The sequence below is a fragment of the Intrasporangium sp. Soil_C_50 genome, assembly GCF_057656595.1.
In genome coordinates, this window is sequence record NZ_JBDGKB010000007.1 from 1 (window position 1) to 26,271 (window position 26,271).

The following is a 26,271-nucleotide window of genomic DNA, read 5'->3' on the forward strand; positions in this document are numbered from 1 at the left end:
CACGTGCCCTACGACCCCGACCTACACGGACGCTTGGCGGTCCTCCAACAACAGGCCGCTTGACATAGGGCTCTCAGCCCCGGTACACCGCGCCGCTCCCCGGCGCATACGCGTGGAAGCCGCCGCGACGCGGTCGTCCAGCTCCGGGGAACGGGGCGGGGCCGGGCTCCGTGTCGTCCCCGGTGGCCGGGTCGACGCCGAGCAGGCTGCGGGTCAGCCGCTCGCCGTCGGCCAGCAGCTCGTCGAGGGCGAGCCCGAGGTGGTCGTCGGTCGGCGGCTCGTCGGCGATGGCCGCTGCGAGGACGGCCCGGCGCACCAGCTCCTTGGTGAACGAGGCGGTCGTGCCCTCGGAGCGCGCGGCCGCCGCCGACATCGCCTCGGCGCTGAAGAGGTGGCCGCCGTAGAGGCGAAGCAGCTCGAGCCGGCCGTCGCCGTCCGGCAGCGGGATCTCGGCCGCGAGGTCGACGCGGCCCGGCCGCTGGGCGAGGGCGATCTCGAGGTCCTCGACCCGGTTCGTCGTCAGGACGAACGCGACGTCGGCGTCCGCGTCGAGGCCGTCGAGCGCGTCGAGCACCTCGAAGAGCAGGGGCGAGGCCCCCATCGGGGCGAACGAGCGGTCCTCGGCCACGAGGTCGCAGTCCTCGAGCACGACGATGGCCGGCTGGTGGGCGCGGGCCACCTTCGCGGCGTCGTGGATGAAGCGCAGCGAGCCGCCGCTCAGCAGGACGGCGGTCGTGCCCGGAGTGGCGGAGAGCAGGTAGCGCACCGTGTGCGTCTTGCCGGTCCCGGGCGGCCCGTAGAGCAGGACGCCCCGCTTGAGGTGCTGGCCGTGGGCGCGCAGGCGCTCGCGATGCTCGCCCATGCCGATGACGTGGTGCCCGACGCGCCCGAGCAGCCCCTCCGGCAGGACGACGGCCGCCGCGTCGATGCGGGGACGCTCGACGAAGGTGACGCCGGCGAGGCCCGGGCCGTACGGGTCGCCCCCGAAGGTGAGGACCTGGCCGCGGAGGATGCTGCGCGCGTCCATGAGCTCCTGGACCCGGGCCATGAGCGCGTCGGAGGTGTCGCGGTCGTGCGAGATCACCTCGATGGAGCCGGCCTCGCGGCCGAACTGCCGGTTCATGCCCTGCTGCCGCACGGCCACCGGCTCGCCCTCGAACCGGAACAGCCGGATGCCCGACGTGACGACCTGCCGGTAGTCCTCCTTGCCGGGGCCGGTGGGCATCCGGTCGTAGTCGACCTGCCCGACCGGCATGCCCGAGCCGTGGATGCTCTGCACGAGGTCGCCGAGCGACATGTGGTGCCGGGCGTCGCCGGCGATGCCGACGATGCTCCGCTCGGCGTCGGCCTCCCAGACCTCCGCCAGGGCGATGTCGGCGTCGACGAGCCGGTGCGGCAGGACCGTCTCCGACACGACGGCCAGACCCTGCGGCGAGACCCCGAGATGCTCCCGGAGCACGTCGACGAGCCGAGGCGCGCCGCCGTCGTCGTCGGGGAGCTGCTCGAGCATCCGCCGGACGAGCCGCTGGAACTGGACCGTGAGCTCGCGAGTCTGCTCGACCTCGCCCCCCGACTGCTCCGTCATGACCCAACGGTAGGTGGTGACGGCGCCGCGCGGGGCCGAGCGGCGCCCGGACCCTGCACGGCCCGCCCTGTAGCCTCGACCCGTGCTGCTCTCCGACAAGGACATCCGGGCCGAGGTCGACGCCGGTCGCGTCGTGCTCGACCCGTGGGACGAGAACATGGTCCAGCCGTCGAGCGTCGACGTCCGGCTCGACAAGTTCTTCCGGCTCTTCGACAACCACAAGTACCCCTACATCGACCCGGCGGCCGAGCAGCCCGAGCTGACGCGCCTGGTCGAGGTGGGCTCCGGTGAGGACGGGTTCGTCCTGCATCCGGGCGAGTTCGTCCTCGGCTCGACGCTCGAGACGGTCACCCTGCCCGACGACCTCGCGGCACGCGTCGAGGGCAAGAGCTCCCTCGGGCGCCTCGGCCTGCTGACGCACGCCACGGCCGGCTTCGTCGACCCCGGGTTCTCCGGTCACGTCACGCTCGAGCTGTCGAACGTCGCGACCCTGCCGATCATGCTCTACCCCGGCATGAAGATCGGCCAGCTGTGCTTCTTCAGGCTGACCAGCCCGAGCGAGAACCCTTACGGCTCAGGTAAGTACGGCTCGCACTACCAGGGTCAGCGCGGCCCCACCGCGAGCCGGTCGTTCCAGAACTTCCACCGGACGCAGGTGTGAGCGCGACGCTCGACGGACCGGCCCGCGTCGACGCCCCGCCCACCGACGACGGGCTCCCGCTCGCGACGCTCGTGTGGCACGCGCGTCCGGCGGACGCGCGGGTCGTCGTGCTCGTCCTGCACGGCGGCGCCGTCGACGGCTTCGAGCCGAACCGGCCGTGGTCGCACAACGTGGCCCGCCTCGTGCCGTTCGCTCGGGCCCTGGCCCACCGCGTGCCCGGGCCGGTCGCCGTGGCGCGCCTACGCTTTCGCGTGCGGGGCTGGAACGGCGCCGACGCGATGCCGGTGCTCGACGCCGAGTGGGCCCTTCGGCAGCTGCGCGAGGCCTACCCCGGCGTGCCGATCGCGGTGGTCGGCCACTCGATGGGCGGCCGCACCGCCCTGCACGTCGGCAGCGCTCCCGACGTGCGCCTCGTCGTCGGCCTCGCGCCGTGGATCGAGAAGGGTGACCCTCGTCCGGGACCCGCACAGCGCACCGTCCTCATCCACGGCGACCGCGACGTCATCTGCGGCCTGAGCCGCTCGCGCTCGCTCGTCGAGCGGATGCAGGCCGACGGGCTCGACGCCTCCCTCGTGCGCGTCGAGCGGGGCGACCACGCGATGCTCGTGCGCTGGCCGCTCTGGACGCGTCTGGTCACCGGCGTCGTCACGGCGACCTTCGCCACCGAGCTCGGCCACGACGAGGAACCGCCGACCGGCCCCGTGGGGGCCGTCGTGGCCCAGGTCGTCCACTCCGGCGGCGTCGTCCTCGACATCTGATCCACGACGCGTTCGGCTCGTCCCGCGCGGAAAGTGCGCCTTGGCGCAGTTGACGGGGCGACGCGTCGTCAGGGGAACGGCAGCGGGGTCGCGGCGACCCAGTGGTCGACGACGTCGACGGCGGCCGCGACGCTCGGTGCGAGGTCGTGGTCGTCCACTTCCGCGAGGAGGTGGCTGCACCGGGACATCAGCTCGGCCAGATCCCCGGACACGGGCCGACCACTCAGCTCGACGGCGCGGACCGCGGCGACGAGCTCGAGGGCGATGAGCTGCCGGTAGGCGTCGGCGGCCTCCGCGAGGCGCGCGGTGGACACGGAGGCGTGGCTCGCGCCGTCCTCGACGCCGGCGGAGACCGAGACCCACTGGATGGAACGGGCCGCCGACGCGGCCTCGCGGATCAACGCCATGGCTGACGCGGCGCCGTACTCGAGGATGAGCAGGCCTGAGGACCCCGCCTCCGGGCCGGCGAGGAAGCGGGGGAGCCCGCTCGCGGGGTCGGTCAGCAGGTGGGAGATGCGGGAGGCGATGGTGTGGGCGGAGCCGACGAGGGCGAGCAGGGAGGCGTCGACCGCCAGGGCGAGGTAGGCCTGGTGGAAGCCGCCGTGGTGGGCGACGGTGGGCGGCTCGAGCTGCAGGACGGCGGGGTTCTCACCACCGGTGTTGACCAGGGCCTCGACGACGTGGCGAAGGTCGTGCAGCTGGTCGAGGAACGGGCCGTGCACCTGCGGGAAGGTGCGCAGGCCGAAGAAGTCCTGGATCTGCGCGGGCTCGACCATGTCGGCCTGGAAGAGGCGGGTGACCGTGGCCGCCGCCGTGACCGCACCCGGGAACGGGGTGACCGACGCGACTGCCGGGCCGAACGCCTCGGGGTTGCCGCGCAGCGCGAGGAACGACAGTGCGCAGACGGCCATGGCCACCTCGGCGAGGCGGGCCAGGTCGGCGCACCCGAGGGCCGCTTCCGCGAGGGTGAAGGCGCTGCTCGACATCAGCGGGAGCGCGTCGGCGTCGTCGAGGTGCGCCGGCGAGCGCAGCGTCCCGTCGCCACGGGGGCGCTCGCCGAGCAGCGTCAGGCCGACCTCCGCCAGCGCGGTGAGGTCGCCCGTGCCGATGGCGCCCCGCCGGTGGACGACGGGAAGCTGCCCGTCATCGGCCCGGACGGTGTCGACGAGCGCCTCCAGCAGGGCGCTGCTCGCGCCGGACGCCCCGGCGAGCAGCTGGTTGACGCGGATCGCCAGGGCGCTGCGCACGGTCGGCTCGGGGAACGGCTCGCCCCATCCCGCGCTGTGGCTGCGCAGCAGGGCGCGCCCGGGTCGGGGTGACGCGCTGATCCGGTCGCGGTTGGCGCCCACGCCGGAGGTCCTGCCGTACACCGGCCGCTCGACTGCCACCGCCTGCGCGGCACGAGCGGCCCGGTCGACGCCGGAGGCGGCGTCGGCGTCGATGTCGAAGTCCTCGCGCCGGCCCAGGGCCTCGATGGCCGCGACCGTCAGCTGCTGTCCCGTCAGGGTGATGGTCATGGGCGGTCCTCAGGTCCTCAGGTCGTCGGCGTGACGGCGTGACCGTGCGTGAGATTCCTCGGGCAACGGGGGTGTTGCTCTGACTTCGCAGTGTGCCAGACTGCCACTGTGTAGCAAAGGCATGCCACTGAATGAAATGCCGACATGCCCCGACCCGATCGCTCGACGAGGTGTCACCGACATGACACGACCCGCCCGCCCCGCCGCGGTTCGCACCACCGCCGTCCGGACCGCCGGCCATGCCGCGGCGGGCGCCGGTCGAGGGTCCTCGGCTCCCGGCGCCGCGGCCACCCGCTCCGTCGAGCGCGCGCTCGGACTGCTCGCGCACGTCTGCGAGTCGGCCCCGACGAGCCTCTCCGAGTGCGCGAAGGCCCTAGGGCTGTCCCCGACGACGGCCCTGCGCCTCCTGCGCACCCTCGAGGGACTCGACTTCGTCAGCCGCGACGACGGCGGCGACTTCCACCCCGGGTCGCTGGCCTTCCGCTTCGGGGCGGTCGCGCTCGGGCGCAACCAGATGGTCAAGGTGGCCGAGCCCGCCCTGCGCCGGCTCAGCGTCGAGTGCGGCGAGTCCGCCTACCTCGGCATCGCCGGCCGGCCCGACGAGGCCGTCTACATCGCGATGGCCGAGGGAACCTTCTCGATCCGCCACGCTGGCTGGGTCGGGCGCACCGTCCCGGTCGACCGCACGGCCATCGGCGCCGCCCTGCAGGGGCGGACGCCCGAATGTGGGTATGTCGTGGTCCGCTCGAAGGTCGAGGAGGACGTGACGGCCATCGCGGCCCCCATCGCGTGGCTGGGCGGCATCGCGGGTGCCCTCAATGTCGTCGGGCCCTCGTATCGTCTGGACCTGAATCGAAGTCGTGACGTCGGCGAAGCCGTCGCCGCGGAGGCTCGAACGATCGCGCGAACCCTGTTCCCGACCCACCACACGAATGAGGTGACGAGCCGATGATCCGGTTCGAGTCCGTGACCAAGGAGTACCCCGACGGCACCCTCGCCGTCGACGCGTTGAGCCTGACCGCTCCCACCGGCAAGATCACGGTGCTCGTCGGCCCGTCCGGCTGCGGCAAGACCACCTCGCTGCGCATGATCAACCGGATGATCGAGCCGACCGGTGGCCGCATCCTCATCGACGACCGCGACACCTCCACCATCGACGCCGCCGAGCTGCGCCGCGGGATCGGCTACGTCATCCAGCACGCCGGGCTCTTCCCGCACCGCACCATCCTCGCCAACATCACGACCGTCCCGCTCCTGCTCGGGTGGGACAAGGCCAAGGCGACGAGCCGGGCGCTCGAGCTCATGGACCGCGTCGGGCTCCCCCAGTCGTTCGCCAAGCGCTACCCCTCGCAGCTCTCGGGCGGCCAGCAGCAGCGCGTCGGTGTCGCCCGCGCCCTCGCTGCCGACCCGCCGGTCATGCTCATGGACGAGCCGTTCAGTGCCGTCGACCCCATCGTGCGCGAGCAGCTGCAGGACGAGTTCCTCCGGCTGCAGGGCGAGATCGGCAAGACGATCGTCTTCGTCACCCACGACATCGACGAGGCGATCAAGCTCGGCGACCAGGTGGCCGTGCTCCGGGTCGGTGGCCATCTCGCCCAGCTCGCCACCCCGGAAGAGCTGCTGTCGCAACCGGTCGACGACTTCGTCGCCGACTTCGTCGGGCGCGACCGCGGCTACCGCACGCTGGGCTTCCGCAGCGCGCCCTTCCCGACGCACGCCGAGCCGACGGCCCGTCTCGGAGCGACCGTCGACGAGCTGCGCGCGATCACCGACGACCGGTGGGTCCTCGTCCTCGACGACGACGGGCGCCCCGTCGGGTGGGTCGAGCCGGACCGCGTCGACGGTTCGGTGTCGCGCGATGCCCTCCACCGAGGCGGCACCGTGGCCTCGACCGAGGGCCCCCTGCGGCAGGCCCTCGACGCCGCACTGTCGGCGCCGTCGGGGCGTGGCGTCATCGTCGGGCCCGACGGCGTCTTCGTCGGCACGGTCCGGGCCCGCGACCTCATCGCGCCCATCGAGGCGAGCGCGGCCCGTGAGCGGGCCGCCGCCGACGCCGGGCGCAACGAGTCGGCCGCATCCGGTGAGCGCGGCGAGCCCGGCGAGCCCGTCGCGACGGAGCCGAAGGCCCGCTGATGGACTGGTTCACCTCGCACCTCGACGACGTGTGGCGCCTGTTCGTCATCCACGCCTACCTCGCCGGCCTCCCGCTCCTGCTGGGCCTGCTCGTCGCGCTTCCGCTGGGGTGGCTCGCCCGCCGCTTCTCGTGGGCCTACCCGCCACTCATCATCGGCACCGGGCTGCTCTACACGCTGCCCTCCCTGGCCGTGTTCATCCTGCTCCCCGGCATCCTGCACACCAAGATCCTCGACCCCGTCAACGTAATCGTCGCCATGACGGTCTACACGGTCGCCCTCCTCGTCCGCACGGTCGCCGACGGGCTGGGCGCGATCTCCGACGACGTGCGGCTCTCCGCCGACGCCATGGGCTACCGGCCCGTCCGCCGGCTCCTCGGGGTCGAGCTGCCCCTCGCCATTCCCGTCATCTCGGCGGGCCTGCGCGTCGCGGCGGTCAGCAATGTCAGCATCGTCAGCGTCGCGGCCATCATCGGCGTCGAGCAACTCGGCTCGCTGTTCACCGACGGCTTCAACCGTGACTTCTTCCCGCCGATCGTCACCGGCATCATCGCCTGCGGCGTGCTCTCCCTGCTCTTCGACGTCATCATCGTCGTCGTCACCCGGCTGCTCACGCCCTGGACCCGAGCGAGGGCCGCCTCATGATCAACGACATCATCAGCTGGCTCACCGACCCGGCGAACCGTGACGACATCGTCCAGCGCCTGCTCGAGCACCTCCAGTACGTGTTCCTCGCGACGGTCGTCGCCGCGGTCATCGCGATCCCTGCGGGCATGTGGGTCGGCCACACCGGCCGCGGCAAGTTTGCCGTCGTCAACCTCTCCGGCTTCGCCCGTGCCATCCCGACCCTCGGCCTGCTCTTCTTCATCGTGCTGTGGCTCGGACCCAGCCTCTCGGGCGACATCGCGTTCCTGCTGCCGAGCCTCATCGTGCTCGTCGTGCTGGCGATCCCGCCGATCCTCGCGGGGACCTACGCCGGCATCGACGAGGTCGACCCCGCGGCCCGTGACGCCGCGCGTGGCATGGGAATGCGTGGTTGGCAGGTGCTGTTCAAGGTTGAGGTGCCGTGTGCTCTCCCGCTGATCTTCTCGGGCCTGCGCTCGGCGCTGCTGCAGGTCGTGGCCACCGCGACCATCGCTGCGACGGTCGGGCTCGGCGGCCTCGGTCGTTTCCTCATCGATGGTCTGGCGGTTCGCGACTACCCCCAGATGGCCTCCGGCGCCGTCCTGGTCGCAGCCCTGGCCCTCGTCATCGACCTCATCGCCGCCGTCGTCCAGCGTTTCGCCGTCTCGCGCGGCATCACCGGACGGTTCCGCACCAGCAGCGGACGCCCCGCAGCGCGATCCTCCGCCGAGTCCACTCCAGAGTCTCCTGAAGAGTCACCCACCAGCACGACCACGACGGTCGGCACCGTCAGCTGATCCCCGGCCCAGCGCCCACAGGAAAGAGAAGAGCATGACGCACAGCAAGACCATCCTCACGGCGGTCTCCGCCCTGGCTCTGGCCGGCCTCGCGGCTTGCGGGTCGAGCAGCGGAGGCAGCCCCCTCGACCAGCCCACCGGCGCGGGCTCGAAGGCCCCGAGCGGCACCGTCGTCGTCGGCTCGGCGAACTTCCCGGAGTCCGAGCTGCTCATGGACATCTACGCCGGAGCGCTCAAGGCCAAGGGCGTCACCGTCGACACGAAGCCCAACATCGGCAGCCGCGAGACCTACATCCCGGCTCTCCAGGACGGCTCGATCGACCTCGTCCCCGAGTACACCGGCGTCCTCGACCAGTACTTCAACAAGTCCGCCAAGGCGACCACTTCGCAGGCCGTGTACGACGAGCTCAAGGCTTCCCTGCCCTCGGGGCTCCAGGTGCTCGACAAGTCAGCGGCCGAGGACAAGGACGCCGTCGTCGTCACCAAGGACACCGCGGCGAAGTACAACCTCAAGACCATCGCCGACCTCGGGCCCGTGGCGAAGGACCTCGTCCTGGGTGGCCCGCCCGAGTGGAAGACCCGCGAGTCCGGCGTGCCCGGGCTGAAGAAGGTGTACGGCCTGACCTTCAAGGAGTTCAAGCCGCTCGACGCCGGTGGCCCGCTCACCGTCCAGGCGCTGAAGAACGACCAGGTCCAGGCCGCCAACCTCTTCACGACCGACCCGAACGTCCCCGCCAACGGGTTCGTCGTGCTCCAGGACCCCAAGTCGTTCTTCGCGGCGCAGAACGTCGTCCCGCTCATCACGAAGTCGAAGGTCAACGACAACGTGTCGTCGGCGCTCAACGCCGTGTCCGCCAAGCTCGACACCTCGACGCTGGCCGGCCTCGTCAAGCAGGTCGTCATCGACAAGAAGGACGCCGAGCAGGTGGCCTCGGAGTTCCTCAAGTCGGCCGGCCTCGGCTGAGCTCCCCCCGCGTCGCGGGAATGAGGTCGGATCGAGAATGGTTCTCATCGGTGGCGGGTGGACATCCGCCACCGAGAGCAGAGGAGCAGTTCCCTTGGCCAAGCGCACCGACCTTCGTCCCGTCGTCACCCTGCGGTCCACGGCGGGCACCGGCTACAGCTACGTGACGCGGAAGAACCGTCGCACCAGCCCCGACCGGCTCGTGCTGCGCAAGTTCGACCCGGTGGCCCGTGAGCACGTCGACTTCCGCGAGACCCGCTGATCGGCTGACCTGCCGGGCCTTGGGCCGGCGCTCACCCGTACGACCACACAGCACGACGCGGCCGCGTCCCCACCTCGGGGACGCGGCCGCGTCGTGTCTGCGGGTCCGACCCTCAGGAGCTGGTGACGGTGCGGTCCGACGTCTGGGCCGGGGCCGGATCGGGCGCCGGCCGCGGCGGTGCGGCGGGCTGGGGCCACGGCACGGCGACCGTCGGCGTCGGGACGGGCACGAAGGCCTTGGCCGCGTCGATGCCGCCGCGCAGCATCTGCACGAGCCGCTCCTCCGGGTCGTCGATGCAGGCGCGGGCCACGCCGTCGACGCCGAGCGCGACGATGCGTGCAGCGTTCGAGGGGCGCAGGGCGGCGGAGTTGAACCCCATGCGGGCCAAGGTGATCCGGGCCCAGCGCTCGGCGGCAGGCGCGGTCTTGAGCGCGGCCCGTGAGGCGGCCGAGAGGCGTCCGGGCTCACGGCCGTCCTGCTCGGCGAGGATGCCCTCGGCGTTGAGGATCGCGATCGCCATGGCGTTCTGACGCTCCTCGGCGGCCACCGGCAGCGCGGCGCGCGCCGTGCTGAGCACGATCGCCGTCGTCGCACGTGGGTCGCTCGGGTTGAGGCCGACGACCTCGGGGACCATCGTCACGAGGCGCTGGCGGTTGGGCTCGTCGAGCATGTCGTTGACGCAACGGGCGAGCGTGGCGAGCACCGGATGGGTGCAGGCCGGGTGGTCGCTCCACCGTTCGCCGGCCAGGAACGAGGCCATCTCCATGAAACAGGCGCCCTTGCGGGGGTTCCGGTGCCGGCCACGGGACAGTACCGGCACTCCATCGGGCACGAATGGGGCTCGTCGTGACATGGGTCGCTCCTCGGCTTGCTCCTGACGATTCTTCGGTCGGACCTCTTCATGGTGCGCCTGATCCGGCGCGTTGACCACCCTTTCGCGAACCCTCGGCCCCCCGGCCTGCGGACGATCCCTGTCGGGCGGGCCGATCCGTGTGCACAATCGGGCCATGGCCGACGGCGAGATCGAGGGCGACACCGGGGGGGACGGCGAGGGCGCGGGCGTCCGGGCGCACGTCGCCGACTCCTGGGTGCGCTCGGCGGCCGCGGGCGTGCACGTCGACACGGTCGATGCCCCGATCACGCTGCCGCCCGACGCGCTGCGCGACCATCGCGAGGCCCATCCCCTCGCGCGCGTCTTCCCGCTGCTCGACGACGTCCTCGGGCAGGCGGCACGCGACTGCGACGCCGTCATGGCCGTGGCCGACGCCGCCGGCCAGCTGCTCTGGGTGTGCGGCTCGCCGAGCACGCTGCGCCGCACCGAGAGCATCGGCTTCGTCGAGGGCAGCAACTGGGACGAGCGGCTCGCGGGCACCAACGCCCCGGGCATGGCGCTGCGCCTCGACCGCCCCGTCAACGTCATCGGCGCCGAGCACTTCCGCCGGTCGGTCCAGCGCTGGAGCTGCGCGGCGACGACGATCCACGACCCGAGCGACCAGAGCGTCCTCGGCGTCCTCGACATCACCGGCGGTGACGACATCGTCGCCCCGCAGACGATGGCGATGGTCCGCGCCGCGGCCCGGATGGCCGAGTCCGAGCTGGCCCGCGAGCTGCTCGTCAGCGCCCGGCACGCGTCGGCCCAGCCGGCGGTCCCCGGTGCCCTCGCCGTGCTCCTCGAGGCGCTCGGGCGCAACGACGCGCTGCTCACCGTCGACGACGGCCGCGGCCACCGGCGCACGCTGAGGCTCAGCCCGCGGCACAGCGAGATCCTGCTGCTGCTCGCGTCGGCGCCGCGCGGCCTCTCCGGCGACGAGCTCGCGGTGCTGCTCTACGAGGAGGACAGCAGCGCCTCGACGCTCCGGGTCGAGATGGGCCGCCTGCGGGCCCTGCTCGGTGAGGACCTGCTCGCCTCGCGGCCCTACCGGCTGGTCGCCGAGCTGTCGGGTGACTGGCTCGCGGTCGAGGCGCACCTGGCCGCCGGCGACGTCGCGAGCGCGATGCGTGCCTACCGCGGGTCGCTGCTGCCGCGCTCGGCAGCGCCGGGCGTCGTGAGGCTGCGCGAGAGCGTCGAGGGCGACATGCGCCGGGCCGTGCTCACGAGCGGGCGCCCCGACCTCATGTCGGCGTGGACGCGCTCGGCATCCGGCTCCGACGACTACGAGATGTGGCAGGCCCAGGCAGCCCTGCTCGGCCCGGCCTCGCCGCTGCTGCCGCTCGTGCAGAACCAGCTGAACCGCCTCGACCGCGAGCTCGGCACCCCCTGAGGAACCGCCCACTCGACGTACGGGACGCAGCCACTCGTGGCCTCTCGACGGTCGACTCAACCGTCGAGAGGCCACGTTCGGCTGCTGGTGAACCGTCGAGAGGCCACGTTCGGCTGCTGGTGAACGGTCGAGAGGCCACGTTCGGCTGCGGGTGAACGGTCGAGAGGCCACGTTAGGCTGCGGGTGAACGGTCGAGAGGCCACTTTCCCCGCGACGCAACGTGGTTGCAACGTTGCGTTGCCTAGCGTCCTGCCAACCCCGTTTCGGGGACACCACCAAGGACGTTGGGAGAACGACATGACCACCTACGCCCCGCCCGGATCGGCAGATTCGCTCGTCTCGCTGCAGGACCGCTACGGCCACTTCATCGGCGGCAACTGGGTCGACCCGAAGAAGGGCCTCTGGTTCGAGAACATCTCGCCCGTCAACGGCAAGCCGTTCTGCGAGATCGCCCGCGGCACCGAGGAGGACATCGAGTCGGCACTCGACGCCGCCCACGCAGCCGCGCCCGCCTGGGGCCGCGCGAGCCTCGGCGAGCGCTCGCTGATCCTCAACCGGATCGCCGACCGCATCGAGGAGAACCTCGAGATGCTCGCCGTCGCCGAGACCTGGGAGAACGGCAAGGCCGTCCGCGAGACCCTCGCCGCCGACCTGCCGCTGGCTGTCGACCACTTCCGGTACTTCGCGGGTGTCCTTCGGGGACAGGAGGGTTCGAGCAGCGAGATCGACGCGGACACGGTCGCCTACCACTTCCACGAGCCGCTCGGCGTCGTCGGGCAGATCATCCCGTGGAACTTCCCGATCCTCATGGCCGTGTGGAAGCTCGCTCCCGCCCTCGCCGCCGGCAACGCGGTCGTGCTCAAGCCGGCCGAGCAGACGCCGTGGTCGATCCTCAAGGTCATCGAGCTGATCGGCGACCTGCTGCCCCCGGGCGTCGTCAACGTCGTCAACGGCTTCGGCGTCGAGGCCGGCAAGCCGCTCGCGTCCTCGCCGCGCATCGCCAAGATCGCCTTCACCGGCGAGACGACGACCGGCCGCCTCATCATGCAGTACGCGTCGCAGAACATCATCCCCGTCACCCTCGAGCTCGGCGGCAAGAGCCCGAACGTCTTCTTCGAGGACGTCGCCCAGGAGCGGGATGCCTTCTACGACAAGGCGCTCGAGGGCTTCACGATGTTCGCCCTCAACCAGGGCGAGGTCTGCACCTGCCCCTCGCGCGCCCTCGTGCAGAGCTCGATCTACGCCGACTTCGTGCCCGACGCCGTCGCCCGGGTCGAGAAGATCAAGCAGGGCAACCCGCTCGACACCGAGACGACCATGGGCGCCCAGGCGAGCAACGACCAGCTCGAGAAGATCCTGTCCTACCTCGACATCGGCCGGCAGGAGGGCGCCAAGGTCCTCACCGGCGGTGACCGCAACGTCCTCGAGGGCGACCTCGCAGAGGGCTACTACGTCGCACCGACCGTCTTCGAGGGGAACAACTCGATGCGGATCTTCCAGGAGGAGATCTTCGGCCCGGTCGTCTCACTGACGAGCTTCGACGACGAGGCCGCCGCGCTCGCGATCGCCAACGACACCCTCTACGGCCTCGGCGCCGGCGTGTGGACCCGCGACGGTTCGCGCGCCTACCGGATGGGCCGTGGCATCAAGGCCGGTCGCGTCTGGACCAACTGCTATCACCAGTACCCGGCCCACGCGGCGTTCGGTGGCTACAAGCAGTCGGGGATCGGCCGCGAGAACCACAAGATGATGCTCGACCACTACCAGCAGACGAAGAACCTCCTCGTCTCCTACTCGCCCGACCCGCTCGGCTTCTTCTGAGGGGCCGGCACGACGACCGGAAGGACAGCGTGCCCATGCCCCCCGAGACGGTCGCACCCGGTGAGCCTTCGGCTTCCCCAACCCGGGTCGACCTCACCGGTGAGGCGGCGGATCTCCTCCGCCGCCTCACCGGGATCCACGGTCCGTTGATGTTCCACCAGTCCGGCGGCTGTTGCGACGGCAGCTCGCCCATGTGCTTCCCGATCGGCGACTTCCTGACGAGCGAGGCCGACGTCCACCTCGGCGACCTCGCCGTCGGCGGGCTCGAGGCCCCGGTCGCCTTCTGGATGTCGGCCTCGCAGTACGCCTACTGGAAGCACACCCACCTCACCGTCGACGTCGTCAAGGGTCGCGGCAGCGGGTTCAGCGTCGAGGCGCCCGAGGGCGTGCGGTTCCTCATCCGCTCACGGCTGTTCACCGACGCCGAGAGCAGGGCCCTCGGCATCGAGCGGCCGCGCCTGCGCGTCGACGAAGGGGGTTGAGCCACAGGTGGTCCCGACGCCTCAGGCCGGTGGCGCGACCGCGGCTGTCTGCCCCGAGCGAGCGAGCGATGCGGCGACGAACCCGTGGGCCTTGAGGTCCTCCACGAGCTCGTGGAGGAAGCGTCGGCTCCGCTCGCTCCGTGTTGCTGGAGTGCCGACCGCCTGTCGGATCTGCATGAACGCATCCTCGACGACCCGGGTGCCCGGATGTGCGGCGACCCAGGCGGTCGCGGGCTCGCGGATGCCAGCACCGGCCTCGAGCCCCTCGGCGGCGAAGACCTCGACGCCCTCGGCGCCGCGCACGACCTCGGCCCGAGTGAGGACCCGCGACAGGTGCAGGTCGTACGCCGAGCCGGTCTTGACCCCGACCCGGACACCGGGCCGGTCCACGTCGGCCGCGACCCGCACCGGCGACGCGTCGGGAACGACGTAGACGCCCTCGATGACGACGTACGGCGCGGTGAAGGCCACCTCGGAGGCGCGAGCCGGGTCGACGGCGAGGAAGCAGAGGTCGGCGCGTCCGTCGGTCATCGCCTCGAAGGAGAGCCGGGCGGCGTCGAAGCAGAGCAGCTCGAGCGGAACCCCGAGCCGTGCGGCCACCTGCTGCGCCAGGTCGACCGTCACGCCCCGAGGGGCTTCCGGGGTGCCTTGGGCCAGAACGGGGTTGCCGAGGTTGATCGACGCGCGGAGCACGCCGGTCGGGGCGAGGTCGTGGACGACGTCGGCAGGGACGGCGTCGGGAGTCGGGGAGCTCGTCACGCGCGTCACCCTACGTCGCGACGAGCGGACGCGGACGGGGCCGCCTCGAAAGAGCCGGCCCCGCCCTGTGAGTTGCCCGGTCAGGGCGGTGATCTCCTACGGGGTGAAGGCCCTCACCCGCGTCGACCAGTTGGCGAGCGCCGTGCGGCTGCCCGAACCGTGGTCGGCCCCCGCGCAGGTGCCGAGCAGGTTGTCGCCGGTGCCGCCCGCGAAGAACGGACCGCCCCACGTGGTGTAGTCGCACGCGACGGCCACGTACTCGCTCGCGACCCACACGGTGTCCCGGTCGACCGACGCGGCGCGGTAGTCGCCCCACCGCGTGCGCGGCGGGAAGCCCACCTGGGCCCCGTAGCTCGTGAAGCCGTCGTCGACCGCCTTGCCCGCACCACCGGGGACGACGCTCCACGAACCGACGCCGCTCAGGGCGTCTATGGAGGCGTACGCGGCGCTCGGGAAGAGGTCGTCACCGGTGGCGGTGAACGCCATGACGCCGCGCCCGCTCGGCGTGACACCGATGGCGGGGCAGGTGAAGTCCTTCCCGGTGGCGGCGAGGTAGCCCGCGAGACCGACCTCGGGCGCCAGCGTCGAGCCGCCCGGCTTGACGACGTGATCTCGGGCCCGGCGACACCGGTCGTGCGGTTGATCGCGGGTGGGTAGCCGTAGAAGGAGTTGAGGTCGACCGCGTGGTGGACGTCGCGCGGGAAGCCGGCCACGACGTTGGTCGCCGTGTTGTCCTGCAGCCGACTGCGAGGCTGACCGACCTCGATATCGGCGTCGCCGGGTGCGGGGTCGTCCTCAGGGGCCACTGTGCCACCGGCAGATTCCTCGTGAGACCGAAATGCCACGACAGGATCTTCGGAAGGGTGCGAAGGCGGACCAACGGGGCAGCCGACGCATCTCTGCACGGCAGAACTGCCCGTGGCGGGCCCGCAAGGCCTACTGTCGCGTCAGCACCGTCGAGGAGAAGAGTCGCGTCATGGCACCCAACCGCAGGCTTTCCCGCACCGTCACCGCCGTCGTCGCCGGCGCCCTGGCGACGGCCGCCGCCACGAGTGTCGTACCGGCACAGGCGACGCCGGACCCGTTCACCCACACGGCCGCCGGAACGGTCTTTTCGCCCAACCCGGTCCAGGACCTCGGCATCGAGACGCTGACCGACGCCAAGGACGCCGACTACGCCGCGCTGGCGCCCGCCTACCACCGCGTCACGCTGACCCACCTCGACGCGTCCGGCACGCTCACCGGTGCGTACGTGCGCGTCAAGAGCTCGACCGGTGCCCCCGCCCGTGCGGTGAACGGGGCCTTCCCTGCCTACCACCGCGACGCCGACCAGTTCGAGCAGGTCATGGGCTACTACTGGGTGACGACCGCCCAGGAGTACCTCCAGCACCTCGGCTTCGGCGGCGGCCTGCGCCCGGTCAACCAGCGCCAGATCGAGCTGCGCGTCGGTCAGTACGGCGGCGACAACTCGTTCTTCAAGGACGCCAAGGCGAACATCACCCTCGGCAAGGGCGGTGTCGACGACGGTGAGGACGCCGAGGTCGTCGTGCACGAGTACGGCCACTCGGTTCAGGACGGACAGGTGCCCGGCTTCGGCACGACGCTCGAGTCCGGCGCCATCGGGGAGGCGTTCGGCGACTACCTCGCCGTCGTCGTCTCGAGCTGGCGCTCCGGGGTGCCGACGAAGACCCCCGAGGCGTGCGTCGCCGACTGGGACTCCACGTCGTACACGAGCACGGTCCCGCACTGCCTGCGCCGGCTCGACGGCACGAAGACCTACCCGGCCGACCTCGTCGGCGAGGTCCACGCCGACGGCGAGATCTGGTCGCGGGCCCTGTGGGACATCCGTCGGGCCCTCGGCGACACCAAGGCCTCGACCCTCATCGTCGAGGCGCAGTTCGCCTTCGCGCCGGACACGACCTTCCGGGCGGCGGCGCTCGACACGGTCGCCGCCGCCCAGCGGCTGTACGGGTCGTCGGCCGCCAACGCCGTGACGAAGGCCTTCCGGGCCCGCGGCATCCTCTGACCCGCGCACGGCCTGTCGAGACGGCAGCTCGTCGCGCGGCAGAGACGTGAACGGCCCCCTCCCGCTGCGAGAGGGGGCCGTTCGACGTGTGGTGCCGGACGCGCTCAGGCGATCGGGGCCGGCTCCGGGTCGGGCTGGGGCTGCGGCTCCTCGACGGCCTCGGGCTCGCCACCCCCGTTGCCGCGACGCACCGCCGCGAGCAGCATCTGGGCGACGTCGACGACCTCGACCTCCTCGCGCGCGTTGCCGTCCTGCTTGGCGGCGTTGAGGCCGTCGCTGAGCATGACCTTGCAGAACGGGCAGCCGATGGCGATGCGGTCGGCGCCGGTGGCGAGGGCCTCCTCGGTGCGGTTGCCGTTGATCCGGGTGCCGAGCTTCTCCTCCATCCACATCCGCGCGCCGCCGGCGCCGCAGCAGAACGACGTCTCCTTGCTGCGCGGCATCTCGGCGTACTCGACGCCGGGCAGCGCGCCGATGAGCTCGCGCGGCGGGGCGTAGACGCCGTTGTGCCGGCCGAGGTAGCACGGGTCGTGGTAGGTGACCTTGGCACCGGTCGACGCGGCGCCGACCTCTTCCGCCTCGCCCGGGCGGGCGACCGGCGTCAGGCGCTTCTCGCGGACGAGGCGGTTGAGCAGCTGCGTGTGGTGCAGCACCTCGTACTGCCCGCCGAGCTGCGGGTACTCGTTCTTGATCGTGTTGAAGCAGTGCGCGCAGGTGACGACGATCTTCGTCGCGCCGACCTCGCTCAGCACCTCGACGTTCTGCTGGGCCAGCATCTGGAAGAGGAACTCGTTGCCGGCGCGTCGGGCGGAGTCGCCGGTGCAGGCCTCGCCGTCACCGAGGACGGCGAACTCGACCCCCGCGGTGTGCAGCAGCTCGGCCACGGCGCGCGTCGTCTTCTTGGCGCGGTCCTCGTAGGCGCCGGCGCAGCCGACCCAGAAGAGGTACTCGACCTCGGAGAGGTCCTCGACGTCCTGGCCGACCTGCTTGACCTCGAACGGGAGGTCCTTGGCCCAGTCCATCCGCAGCCGCGGCGCGAGGCCCCAGGGGTTGGAGTTCTTCTCGAGGTTCTTGAAGAGGTTGTTGAGCTCGGCGGGGAAGGCCGACTCGATGAGGTTCTTGTACCGACGCATGTCGACGATGGCGTCGACGTGCTCGATGTCGACGGGGCACTGCTCGACGCAGGCACCGCATGTCGTGCACGACCACAGGACGTCCTCGTCGATGACGGCGTCGGGACCGTGCGGGTTGTAGGCGCCGAGCGGGTTCGTGATGTCGTAGCCGGTCGACCCGACCAGCTGCTCGACGCCGACCGCGCCCTTCGTGGCGTCGGTGAAGTCGCCGTCGGCACCGTTCGTGCCGTTCGACGCCGCGTCGAGACCCGCGGCGCGGACCTCCTCGGAGGCGAGCAGCCACGGCGCCTTGGCGTGCGCGTGGTCGCGCAGCGTCATGACGAGCAGCTTGGGGGAGAGCGGCTTGTCGGTGTTCCAGGCCGGGCACTGGCTCTGGCAGCGTCCGCACTCGGTGCACGTCGTGAAGTCGAGCAGGCCCTTCCACGTGAAGTCCTCGACCTTGCCGACGCCGAGCGCGGCGTCCTCGTCGAGGTCCTCGACCTTCTCGAAGTCGAGCACCTCACCGTCGACCGTGATCGGCTGCAGCTCGCCGAGGCTGGTGCGGCCGTCGGCGTGCCGCTTGAAGAAGATGTTGAAGAAGGCGAGGAAGCGGTGCCAGGCGACGCCCATCGTCGGGTTGAGCGCGATGGTGATCATCCAGGCGAAGCTGATGAGGATCTTGACCGCGGCGACGACGACGATCGCGTTCTCGAGCGTGCCGACGCTCGCGCCCTTGAACAGCTCGCCCAGCCACCCCGTGAGCGGGTAGTGCAACGCGTTCGCGTCGCCGACCGCGGTGGTGCCGGTGGTGCCGCCCCAGAACTCGAGGGCGTACTCGAGGCCGCGCAGCGTGAGGATGCAGAGAGTGACGCCGAGGATCGTCAGCTCGACGTAGTACGCCTGCCAGAACGTCGAGCCGAAGAACCGGCTGCGGCGGCCGTGGTCGCCGGCCGCCGAGCGCGGGTGGTTCTTCTGGCGGATCGCCATGAGCACGAGGATGCCGATGAGCCCGGTCCACGCGAAGAACTCGGTGACCCACTCGTACAGGAAGAAGTGCCCGATGAGCGGCAGCGTGAAGTCCGGCTTGAACAGCTGCCCGAAGGCGTTCAGGAGCGTGAAGAAGAGGACGCCGAAGCTGATCATCGTGAACCAGTGCGCAGCCGCCACGACCGGCAGCCGCGACATCCTCGTGTGGCCGAGGAACTCGCGAAGCAGGGTCCGGGTGCGGGCGCCCTTGTCGTCGCCGCGGTCCTCCGGCTGGCCGAGCCGGAACGTCGCGAGGAAGCGGTTGACCGTCTTGACGAGCAGGGCCACCGCGACCGCGGTGACGCCCAGGCACACGACGGCGGCGACGATCTGGAGCGCACTCATGCCGGGGAGTCTACTGACGAGTGAGCAGGCGCTTAGTGAATGTGACGGGCGCCTCGGCGTGACGCTCGTCCCGGTTTCGACCGGGGCGAGGGCGCGTCGCATCGACCGGCGGCCGACCGGATTCTGGGCCGGTGGGTTGGCAAGTGATAACGAGATGTTGGAATATGCATAACGAAGGCCCGGTTGTCTCCGACGACCGAGCCACCGAGCCGCACCACCACGCCGACTGCCGAAGGGGCCACACGCATGCCGATCCACGACGACGTCACGAAGCTGATCGGGAACACCCCGCTCGTCCGACTCAACCGCGTCACTGACGGCGCGCCGGCCACGGTGGCGGCCAAGCTCGAGTTCTACAACCCGGCCAGCTCGGTCAAGGACCGCATCGGCGTCTCCATCGTCGACGCCGCCGAGGCCAGCGGTGAGCTCAAGCCCGGCGGCACCATCGTCGAGGCCACGTCGGGCAACACCGGCATCGCCCTGGCGATGGTCGGCGCTGCCCGCGGCTACACCGTCGTGCTGACCATGCCTGAGTCGATGAGCAAGGAGCGCCGCGCGCTGCTGCGTGCCTTCGGTGCCGAGCTCGTCCTCACCGACCCGGCCACCGGCATGAAGGGCGCCGTGGCCAAGGCCGACGAGATCGCCGCCGAGCGTGGCGGAGTCCTCGCCCGCCAGTTCGCCAACGAGGCCAACCCCGAGATCCACCGCAAGACCACGGCGGAGGAGATCTGGAAGGACACCGACGGCGCGGTCGACATCGTCGTGGCGGGCATCGGCACCGGCGGCACCATCACCGGCGTCGGCCAGGTGCTCAAGGCGCGCAAGCCCGACGTCAAGATCATCGCCGTCGAGCCCGAGGAGTCGGCCATCCTCAACGGCGGGGAGCCCGGCCCCCACAAGATCCAGGGCATCGGCGCCAACTTCGTGCCCGAGATCCTCGACACCTCGATCTACGACGAGGTCATCGACATCAATGCCGACACGGCGGTCAAGTACGCGCGTCGGGCCGCCACCGAGGAAGGCCTGCTCGTCGGCATCAGCTCGGGCGCAGCCATCGCCGCCGCCGCGCAGGTCGCCCAGCGCCCCGAGAACGAGGGCAAGACCATCGTCGTCATCGTCCCGTCGTTCGGCGAGCGCTACCTGTCCACCGTCCTCTTCGAGGGCCTCGTCGACTGAGGACCTTCGGTCCTCGAGGAGTCGGTCACATGAGCACCGCAGCCACCAGGGACGCGGACGGGGCGATGACCTCGTCCCGTCGCGCGGCCGAGCCCGCGCTGTCGATCGTCCGTGACGTGCGTGACGCATCATCTGCAGCCACACACGACGCGGACCGACGCGCCGGCGCCGGCGACGCGTTCCCCGACGCCTCGCCGCCCGATGGGCTCCGGTCGCGCCGCCCGCTGGGCTGGGTCCGACGCGTCGTCGAGCGCGCCCGGGAGGATGTCGACGGCGCCCTGGCCCGCGACCCCGCCGCGACGACGCGCCTCGAGGTCGTCCTGACCTCCCCTGGGCTGCATGCGATCTGGGCGCACCGCGGCCTGCACGAGCTGTGGAAGCACCCGGCGGGACGGCTCCCGGCGCGCGTCCTCGCCACGGCCACCCGCTCGGTCACCGGCGTCGAGATCCACCCGGGGGCGCGCATCGGCCGACGCTTCTTCATCGACCACGGCATGGGCGTCGTCATCGGCGAGACCGCCGAGGTCGGCGACGACGTCATGATCTACCACGGGGTGACCCTCGGCGGCCGGTCGCTCGCCCGGGTCAAGCGCCACCCCACGGTCGGCAACCGGGTCACGATCGGGGCCGGCGCCCGCGTGCTCGGCCCGGTCACCGTCGGCGACGACGTTCAGGTCGGCGCCAACTCGGTCGTCGTCAAGGACGTGCCGGCCGGGGCCGTCGCCACCGGCATCCCGGCCGTGCTGCGCTTCCCCAAGCCCGACGCCACCAACCAGTGGGTCGACCCCGCGATCTACATCTGAAGCCCACACGCGTCGGGACGACAGCGGCGCGGACGCGTGCTGCAGCCGTGTCGTCGCCGGTCAGGGGGTCACGGTGAGCACGCCACGGGCGCCCCGCTCGGCGTCCACCATCGAGTGTGTCACGAACGGGTAGTGGCCCGGCTCGGTGGGCGCCAGCTCGACGAACCCGCCCTGGGCGGGCCCGAGGTCGAGCACCTGTGCGCCGCCGCCACTCCCACCCAGCGCGTCGTGCCCGCGGTCGAGGAGGTAGGCGCCCTCCTTCCACACCGTGTCGAACTGCGAGCCCACGACGTGGAAGGCGCTGCCCCGGTTCGGCCCTGCCGCCAGTACCCAGATGCGCACGCGATGGCCGGACCGTGTCGTCAGTGGGCGAGCCACGTACTGGTTCGCGACGCCGTTGAACGTCATGGCGTCGGGCTCGTCGGCCGCAGCCTTCTCTGCGTTCACCGCCTGCCCCGCGCCTGCGCCGTCGCCGTCGAGGAAGACCTCCGACTGCACGAGTACGTAGTCGTGGTCGACCGTCGGCAGGCCCGCCGGCTCGATGACGACGGCTCCGAACAGGCCGGCGCCGATGTGGGCTGTCATCGGCATCGTCGAGCAGTGGTACATCCAGATGCCCGCGCGGTCCGCGGTGAACGTGTACGTCGACGACCCTCCCGGCGCGACCGTGCGCATCACGGCGTCGGGGGCGCGCTCGCCGGCGTGGAAGTCGACGGAGTGGCCCATCGACGCGTCGTTGACGAGCGTCACGACGAAGGTGTCGCCCACGCGTCCGTGCAGCGTGGGACCGGGGACGGTCCCGTCGAACGTCCAGCGCCTCTGGTGCACTCCCGGAGCCACGTCGAGCACGACCTCCCGGACGTGCAGTGTCACGTGGTGCACCCGCTCGGCGGCTAGAGACGGCAGGCTCGCGTCCACGGCGCGGAAGCCGGGCGGGAACGCGCCGCCGAGGTCGACGGGCGCGACAGGAGAGCTGGCCGATGCCGCGCCGCCCGTCGTGGTGACCTCGTGGCTCCCGGGCTGGGCGGCGGCGCCGGTGACCACGACGTGGAGCACCATGCCCATCTGGCGGTGGCCGATGATGCTGCACCACGCCTCGGTGTCGGCGCCGACGACGCCGACGTCCAGCGTCGCTGAACGACCGGGCATGACCCGCGGCGTTCGGGCGCCGTCGGCGAAGGTGAGGTCGTGCGGCGATCCGGTGTCGGTGTTGACGAGGTCGACGACGAGCCGGTCACCGGTCGGCACGCTGACCGTCGCCGGCACGAACGCCATGTCGTGCGCCTCGACGCGGACGCGGGTCGTGTGACCGGTCGGGGCGGCGCCGCCGGCGAGTGACGCCGCCGACGCGGGTCCCGACGTGGCGCCCCCCGTGATGACCGGCGTGAGGGCGACGCCGAGTGCGACGACGAGCGCCACGGACGAGATCGCAGCCCCGACCTGGCTGCCCCGACGACGCGGCGCCGCCACGGACGCGTCGGCGACGCCGACGGTCGAGAGGGTGGCTGCCGGGCCGGGCCGGGCGGGCGCGCTGGCCGGGGTGCCGGAGGCCGCGCTGCCGGGAGCCGAGGTGTCGGAGGCGGCGTCGGCCAGGCCCGCGAGCAGCGCCCGGCGCGCGGTGACGGCAGCCCGCGTCGCGCAGAGCAGCAGCGGCACGAACGCGCCGAGCGCGACGACCACGAGTGCCGACACCCCGATCCGGACGACGGACGGCACCGGCAGGATCGCGACGACGAGCCCGAGCTGGACGACGACGACGCGCCACACCCAGGCGCGGTCGAACCACGCCGCCCCGGCGCGGACGACCGACGGGCCCCCGCCGAGCACCACGGGGATGAGATGCGATAACGCACCGAAGAGCAGCTGCATCGCGAACCCGGCGGCGACGAGGCCCGCGACGAAGCCGTAGCCGTCGGCCACCGCAGTCCACGACCCCGCGGTGCCCACGCGCCAGGCGACGGCCACGACCGCGACGACGCCCCAGGCGAGTCCGGCCGTCACCGACCACGTGGCGAAGCTGCCCGGCGGCGCCTGTCGCGCGGGGCGCGCGAGGGCGCGACCCCACCACCCGAGCCCGGCGAGGTAGGCGACGAGCCCGGCGAGCGCGACGAAGCGCAGCCCCGCCACCGCGCCGGCGTCGAGGATGACGAGGCCGACCACGAGCAGCGGGAGTGCTTGCCGCGCAAGGTGTTCGGCGCGCTCATCCATGCGGGTCCGCAACATCGTCGGCCAGAGCGTGACCAGCGTCCCGGTGACCGTGAGGCCGAGCCAGCCGAGCACCATCGTCATCGAGTGCGCGACGAGGAGCCGGCTGTGCCAGTCGTCGTCGGGACCCCGGGCCAGCCAGGCGCCGAAGCCGGCTCCCACGGGGACGGCCGACGCGGCGGCGAGGTAGTAGTGAACGCTGATGCGGAAGCGTCCGGGCAGCGCCCGGCGCAGGCGCCACCACAGGGCGACCCCGTGCCAGCCGACCGCCACGGCGACACCGGTGGCGCCGGTGACCGTGAGGGGCCACAGGCCGCTCGGGACGCCGACGAGAACGAGCGTCGCACCGGCGAGCAGCACGATGATCCGGCGGTTCTGCTGCGTGCGGTCGTCGACCGACTCCGGTGTGCGCAGGAGCGCCTGGGTGAAGTGCGTGCTCCACACCATCGCCGAGTGCGTCATGGCGCCGAGGAGGACGAGGTGCACGAGCAGCCAGTCGGCGCCGGGCACGAAGGGGCGCACGAGCGTCAGCAGGCCGGCGAGCGCCAGCCACACGATGCCCGGACGGTCGCGCAGCGGGAAGCGTCCGCGCCGCGCGGCCGGTCGGCCTGTCCGGGGGGCGGCCGCACCGGTGGGCGCAGTGGCGCTCGCGGGAGTCCTGCTCATGCCGGGTTCGGGTGCCGATGCGCGTGGTCCTGCGGGTGGTCGTGGCCGGCGCCCGGCGGCGGTGTCATCGCGTCGACGCGCTCCCACTCAGGGCCGGCGAAGGCGATCGCGGCCGCGGGGAAGAGCCCGTTCTCCTCGCGGTCGACATGGGCCCGCAGGGCCCGCTCGAACGCCGGGAAACCCTCGTGGGCCCCGGCCCGGATGGCGTCGAGCTGCTCGTCGAGAGAGGTGTGCTCGGCGCAGAGCGACCCGACGTGGTCGGTGAACTCCGGGTCCTCGGCGAGGACGGCGAAGATGCCGGCCTCCTCGGCCGAGGTGTGGGGATGCAGGAGCCCGGCGAGCCGGTCGGCGGCCCGGTGGACGGCGTCCGGCTCGGCCGACTGGCAGGCCCGCCTGAGCTCACCGCACGCGTTGACGATCTCGACGTGCTCGGCCATGAACCGGCCGACCACGCTGATGCTCTCGCAGCCACAGTAGGAACACATCGGACGGCGGCCGGTCAGGCGCGGGTGATCGCGAGGCGCCAGAGCTCCGGCCCCTCGACGAGGTAGGTGACTGTGACCGGTCCCTCGCGGTCGGCGATCTGGGCGAGGAGCGGCCTCGGGTCGTGCGGTGCGACGAGTACGAGGGTGCCGCCCGCCGGGATGGCCGACAGTGCGCCGAACACGGTGGCGTGGCGGATGGCGTGCGGGATGGGGCGCACGTCGAGCTCGGGAGCGCCGTGCGCATCGTCACCGCAGTCGCAGGTGTGTGCTGCCGTGGTGAGCGGGAGCTCGGTGCGGGTGTCCATGGTGGCCTCCAGGGTCGATCTTTTCTACAATGTCATTGTGAAAAATACTCCCGACCTCGGTCCCGCACCAACTCGGCCCGGCGACCGGGGGCCGGCGGCCCTCGAGCCGGCCCGGGCCAGGGTCCTCGGCGCGGTGCGGGACGCCTCCGCCACCGGACCCGGCGTGACGGTCGGCGAGCTCACCGATGCCCTCGGTGGACACCCGAACACCCTTCGGCACCACGTCACGGCACTTGTCGCAGACGACCTCGTCGAGCTCGCGCCTGCCACCGGAGCGTCCGGTCGCGGCAGGCCGGCCGCCCGTTACCGCAGCACGCCCGCAGCCGAAGGCCTCTTCGGTGGGAGTGAGATGGTGGCGGAGTACGTGGCGCTCGCGGCCTCCTTCGCGGACCGGCTCGCAGAACGGGGCGGCGACCCCGGCGATGACGCCCGGAGCATCGGGCGGGCCTGGGGCGCAGCCCTGCTCGTTCGTGACGCTGGCAGTCGGCGTCCTGTGGGGCGGGCCGGAGGTTCCGCCGCGTTCGACCGGGTGGTGGCGGTCCTCGGGCGACTCGGCTTCTCACCCACCCCCGAGTCGGCGCCGTCCGACACGCTCCTGCTGCGTACCTGTCCGCTGCTCGAGTCGGCCCGGCGGCACCCGGAGGTCGTCTGTCGGGTGCACCTGGGTCTGGTCGAGGGGGTCCTCGGATCCGCAGCCTCGCCACGTGCGGACAGGTCGGCGGGGTCTGCACCCTCTGGCCGGACGCCCGACGGGCTCGACGGGAGTGAGGCGGGCGACGAAGACGCCGCGGACAGCGTTCGACTCGAGGCGTTCGCGCGGCCCGGCGCCTGCGTCCTCACCCTGCCGACGGCTGCGACACTGGCCGGATGAGTGATGCCGAACCCGACGGCGTACCCGTCGACCGACGCGTCACCGTCGTCGTGCTCGCCGGCGGGACGTCGCGCCGCTTCGGGGCCGACAAGCTCTCGGCGTTGCTGGGTGCCTCGACCGTCCTCGACCATCTCCTGGAGGCGCTGCCCGCAGGGTGGCCCGTCGTCCTCGTCGGGTCGGACCGGGCGACGGTCCGCTCCGATGCCGTGTGGGTCCGCGAGAAGCCTTCCGGTGGAGGGCCGCTCGCGGGCGTCGCAGCCGCGGTGGCAGCGGCTGCCACGGAGGTTGTCGCAGTGGTGGCTGGGGACATGCCGTTCGCGGCGCCGGCCCTGACGACGCTCGTCGCCGCACTCGACGCGTCGGGCCCCGACGTCGGGGGAGTGGTGGCCCGCGTCGACGGCCGGGACCATGCGCTCCTCGGCGCCTACCGCGCAGAGGCGCTGCGCGCCGCGCTACCCGCATCCCCGCACGGGCTCCCCGCCCGGACGCTCCTCGCCGTGCCGCACGTCGCGGTGGCCGTGCCGGCCGAGCTGGCCCGCGACGTCGACACCCCGGACGACCTCGAGACGGCGCGCGCCCACCTCGGTCGCCTGCCCGGATGAGGCCCGGCCGCCGCAGCGGGTGTCAC

25 protein-coding genes are annotated in these 26,271 nt (G+C 72.1%); 16 read left to right on the top strand and 9 right to left on the bottom strand.

Annotated features, from left to right (window positions below):
• Nucleotides 1-73 precede the first annotated feature (73 nt).
• Nucleotides 74-1,585, bottom strand: a complete 1,512-nt coding sequence (locus AC3A5R_RS15225; protein WP_487621619.1) for an AAA family ATPase — start codon at nucleotides 1,583-1,585, stop codon at nucleotides 74-76.
• A gap of 82 nt (nucleotides 1,586-1,667) precedes the next feature.
• Here AC3A5R_RS15225 and dcd point away from each other — a divergent pair, with 82 nt between their 5' ends.
• Together dcd and AC3A5R_RS15235 are read left to right on the top strand one after the other, a co-directional pair.
• Nucleotides 1,668-2,246, top strand: coding sequence for a dCTP deaminase (gene dcd, locus AC3A5R_RS15230; protein ID WP_487621620.1), 579 nt, complete (start codon nucleotides 1,668-1,670; stop codon nucleotides 2,244-2,246).
• Complete coding sequence (locus AC3A5R_RS15235; protein ID WP_487621621.1) at nucleotides 2,243-3,004, top strand: alpha/beta hydrolase; 762 nt, start codon at nucleotides 2,243-2,245, stop codon at nucleotides 3,002-3,004. The genes dcd and AC3A5R_RS15235 overlap by 4 nt, the downstream gene beginning before the upstream one ends.
• 68 nt (nucleotides 3,005-3,072) lie before the next feature.
• Here AC3A5R_RS15235 and AC3A5R_RS15240 read toward each other — a convergent pair whose 3' ends face one another.
• Entirely contained in the window at nucleotides 3,073-4,521 is a 1,449-nt protein-coding gene (locus AC3A5R_RS15240; RefSeq protein WP_487621622.1) for an aromatic amino acid ammonia-lyase, read from the bottom strand.
• A gap of 181 nt (nucleotides 4,522-4,702) precedes the next feature.
• On the opposite strand from AC3A5R_RS15240, the gene AC3A5R_RS15245 reads away from it, so the two are divergent.
• The 6 genes from AC3A5R_RS15245 to rpmG all read left to right on the top strand — a co-directional run bounded on the left by AC3A5R_RS15245 (nucleotide 4,703) and on the right by rpmG (nucleotide 9,300).
• Nucleotides 4,703-5,473, top strand: a complete 771-nt coding sequence (locus AC3A5R_RS15245) for an IclR family transcriptional regulator (protein ID WP_487621623.1) — start codon at nucleotides 4,703-4,705, stop codon at nucleotides 5,471-5,473.
• The gene (locus AC3A5R_RS15250) at nucleotides 5,470-6,654 is read left to right on the top strand and encodes an ABC transporter ATP-binding protein (protein WP_487621624.1); all 1,185 of its coding nucleotides are present in this window, start codon (nucleotides 5,470-5,472) and stop codon (nucleotides 6,652-6,654) included. The genes AC3A5R_RS15245 and AC3A5R_RS15250 overlap by 4 nt, the downstream gene beginning before the upstream one ends.
• A complete protein-coding gene (locus AC3A5R_RS15255) occupies nucleotides 6,654-7,298 on the top strand; it encodes an ABC transporter permease (protein ID WP_487621625.1) in 645 nt (214 codons plus the stop codon). The genes AC3A5R_RS15250 and AC3A5R_RS15255 overlap by 1 nt, the downstream gene beginning before the upstream one ends.
• Entirely contained in the window at nucleotides 7,295-8,074 is a 780-nt protein-coding gene (locus AC3A5R_RS15260) for an ABC transporter permease (protein ID WP_487621626.1), read from the top strand. Before AC3A5R_RS15255 ends, AC3A5R_RS15260 begins: the two co-directional genes overlap by 4 nt.
• Before the next feature lie 34 nt (nucleotides 8,075-8,108).
• Nucleotides 8,109-9,038 (top strand): ABC transporter substrate-binding protein, encoded by a 930-nt coding sequence (locus tag AC3A5R_RS15265; protein ID WP_487621627.1) that lies wholly within the window; start codon nucleotides 8,109-8,111, stop codon nucleotides 9,036-9,038.
• Nucleotides 9,039-9,132: 94 nt separating this feature from the next.
• Complete coding sequence (gene rpmG / locus AC3A5R_RS15270) at nucleotides 9,133-9,300, top strand: 50S ribosomal protein L33 (protein ID WP_323097368.1); 168 nt, start codon at nucleotides 9,133-9,135, stop codon at nucleotides 9,298-9,300.
• Between the two features lie 112 nt (nucleotides 9,301-9,412).
• Here the strand turns inward: rpmG and AC3A5R_RS15275 are convergent, their stop codons facing one another.
• Complete coding sequence (locus AC3A5R_RS15275) at nucleotides 9,413-10,153, bottom strand: hypothetical protein (protein WP_487621628.1); 741 nt, start codon at nucleotides 10,151-10,153, stop codon at nucleotides 9,413-9,415.
• A gap of 154 nt (nucleotides 10,154-10,307) precedes the next feature.
• Here AC3A5R_RS15275 and AC3A5R_RS15280 point away from each other — a divergent pair, with 154 nt between their 5' ends.
• The 3 genes from AC3A5R_RS15280 to AC3A5R_RS15290 all read left to right on the top strand — a co-directional run bounded on the left by AC3A5R_RS15280 (nucleotide 10,308) and on the right by AC3A5R_RS15290 (nucleotide 13,864).
• On the top strand, nucleotides 10,308-11,561 hold the full coding sequence (locus AC3A5R_RS15280) for a GAF domain-containing protein (RefSeq protein WP_487621629.1): 1,254 nt from the start codon (nucleotides 10,308-10,310) through the stop codon (nucleotides 11,559-11,561).
• 297 nt (nucleotides 11,562-11,858) lie between these two features.
• Nucleotides 11,859-13,382, top strand: a complete 1,524-nt coding sequence (gene exaC / locus AC3A5R_RS15285) for an acetaldehyde dehydrogenase ExaC (RefSeq protein WP_487621630.1) — start codon at nucleotides 11,859-11,861, stop codon at nucleotides 13,380-13,382.
• A gap of 35 nt (nucleotides 13,383-13,417) precedes the next feature.
• Nucleotides 13,418-13,864, top strand: coding sequence for a DUF779 domain-containing protein (locus AC3A5R_RS15290; RefSeq protein ID WP_487621631.1), 447 nt, complete (start codon nucleotides 13,418-13,420; stop codon nucleotides 13,862-13,864).
• Between the two features lie 21 nt (nucleotides 13,865-13,885).
• On the opposite strand, the gene AC3A5R_RS15295 is transcribed toward AC3A5R_RS15290, so the two are convergent.
• Both AC3A5R_RS15295 and AC3A5R_RS15300 read right to left on the bottom strand, forming a co-directional pair.
• A complete protein-coding gene (locus tag AC3A5R_RS15295; RefSeq protein ID WP_487621632.1) occupies nucleotides 13,886-14,623 on the bottom strand; it encodes a transporter substrate-binding domain-containing protein in 738 nt (245 codons plus the stop codon).
• 96 nt (nucleotides 14,624-14,719) lie between these two features.
• Nucleotides 14,720-15,109 (bottom strand): hypothetical protein, encoded by a 390-nt coding sequence (locus AC3A5R_RS15300; RefSeq protein ID WP_487621633.1) that lies wholly within the window; start codon nucleotides 15,107-15,109, stop codon nucleotides 14,720-14,722.
• 490 nt (nucleotides 15,110-15,599) lie between these two features.
• Here AC3A5R_RS15300 and AC3A5R_RS15305 point away from each other — a divergent pair, with 490 nt between their 5' ends.
• A complete protein-coding gene (locus AC3A5R_RS15305; protein WP_487621634.1) occupies nucleotides 15,600-16,649 on the top strand; it encodes a M4 family metallopeptidase in 1,050 nt (349 codons plus the stop codon).
• Nucleotides 16,650-16,753: 104 nt separating this feature from the next.
• Here the strand turns inward: AC3A5R_RS15305 and AC3A5R_RS15310 are convergent, their stop codons facing one another.
• Nucleotides 16,754-19,132, bottom strand: coding sequence for a (Fe-S)-binding protein (locus AC3A5R_RS15310; protein ID WP_487621635.1), 2,379 nt, complete (start codon nucleotides 19,130-19,132; stop codon nucleotides 16,754-16,756).
• A 246-nt stretch (nucleotides 19,133-19,378) separates the two neighbouring features.
• Between AC3A5R_RS15310 and cysK the strand changes: the two genes are divergently transcribed.
• Nucleotides 19,379-20,308 carry a cysteine synthase A gene (gene cysK, locus AC3A5R_RS15315; protein ID WP_487621636.1) on the top strand — a complete coding sequence of 310 codons (930 nt, stop codon included), beginning with the start codon at nucleotides 19,379-19,381 and terminating at the stop codon, nucleotides 20,306-20,308.
• A gap of 224 nt (nucleotides 20,309-20,532) precedes the next feature.
• Nucleotides 20,533-21,111 carry a serine O-acetyltransferase gene (cysE, locus tag AC3A5R_RS15320; RefSeq protein ID WP_487621737.1) on the top strand — a complete coding sequence of 193 codons (579 nt, stop codon included), beginning with the start codon at nucleotides 20,533-20,535 and terminating at the stop codon, nucleotides 21,109-21,111.
• Nucleotides 21,112-21,171: 60 nt separating this feature from the next.
• Here cysE and AC3A5R_RS15325 read toward each other — a convergent pair whose 3' ends face one another.
• The 3 genes from AC3A5R_RS15325 to AC3A5R_RS15335 form a co-directional block, all read right to left on the bottom strand.
• Complete coding sequence (locus AC3A5R_RS15325; RefSeq protein ID WP_487621637.1) at nucleotides 21,172-23,982, bottom strand: multicopper oxidase domain-containing protein; 2,811 nt, start codon at nucleotides 23,980-23,982, stop codon at nucleotides 21,172-21,174.
• Nucleotides 23,979-24,419, bottom strand: a complete 441-nt coding sequence (locus AC3A5R_RS15330) for a hemerythrin domain-containing protein (RefSeq protein WP_487621638.1) — start codon at nucleotides 24,417-24,419, stop codon at nucleotides 23,979-23,981. The genes AC3A5R_RS15325 and AC3A5R_RS15330 overlap by 4 nt, the downstream gene beginning before the upstream one ends.
• 62 nt (nucleotides 24,420-24,481) lie before the next feature.
• Nucleotides 24,482-24,772, bottom strand: a complete 291-nt coding sequence (locus tag AC3A5R_RS15335; RefSeq protein ID WP_487621639.1) for a DUF2249 domain-containing protein — start codon at nucleotides 24,770-24,772, stop codon at nucleotides 24,482-24,484.
• Here AC3A5R_RS15335 and AC3A5R_RS15340 point away from each other — a divergent pair.
• Both AC3A5R_RS15340 and mobA read left to right on the top strand, forming a co-directional pair.
• A complete protein-coding gene (locus AC3A5R_RS15340; RefSeq protein ID WP_487621640.1) occupies nucleotides 24,771-25,643 on the top strand; it encodes a helix-turn-helix transcriptional regulator in 873 nt (290 codons plus the stop codon). The two genes, AC3A5R_RS15335 and AC3A5R_RS15340, sit on opposite strands and share 2 nt — an antisense overlap.
• Nucleotides 25,640-26,245, top strand: a complete 606-nt coding sequence (gene mobA, locus AC3A5R_RS15345; protein WP_487621641.1) for a molybdenum cofactor guanylyltransferase — start codon at nucleotides 25,640-25,642, stop codon at nucleotides 26,243-26,245. The genes AC3A5R_RS15340 and mobA overlap by 4 nt, the downstream gene beginning before the upstream one ends.
• The last annotated feature ends 26 nt before the right edge of the window (nucleotides 26,246-26,271 follow it).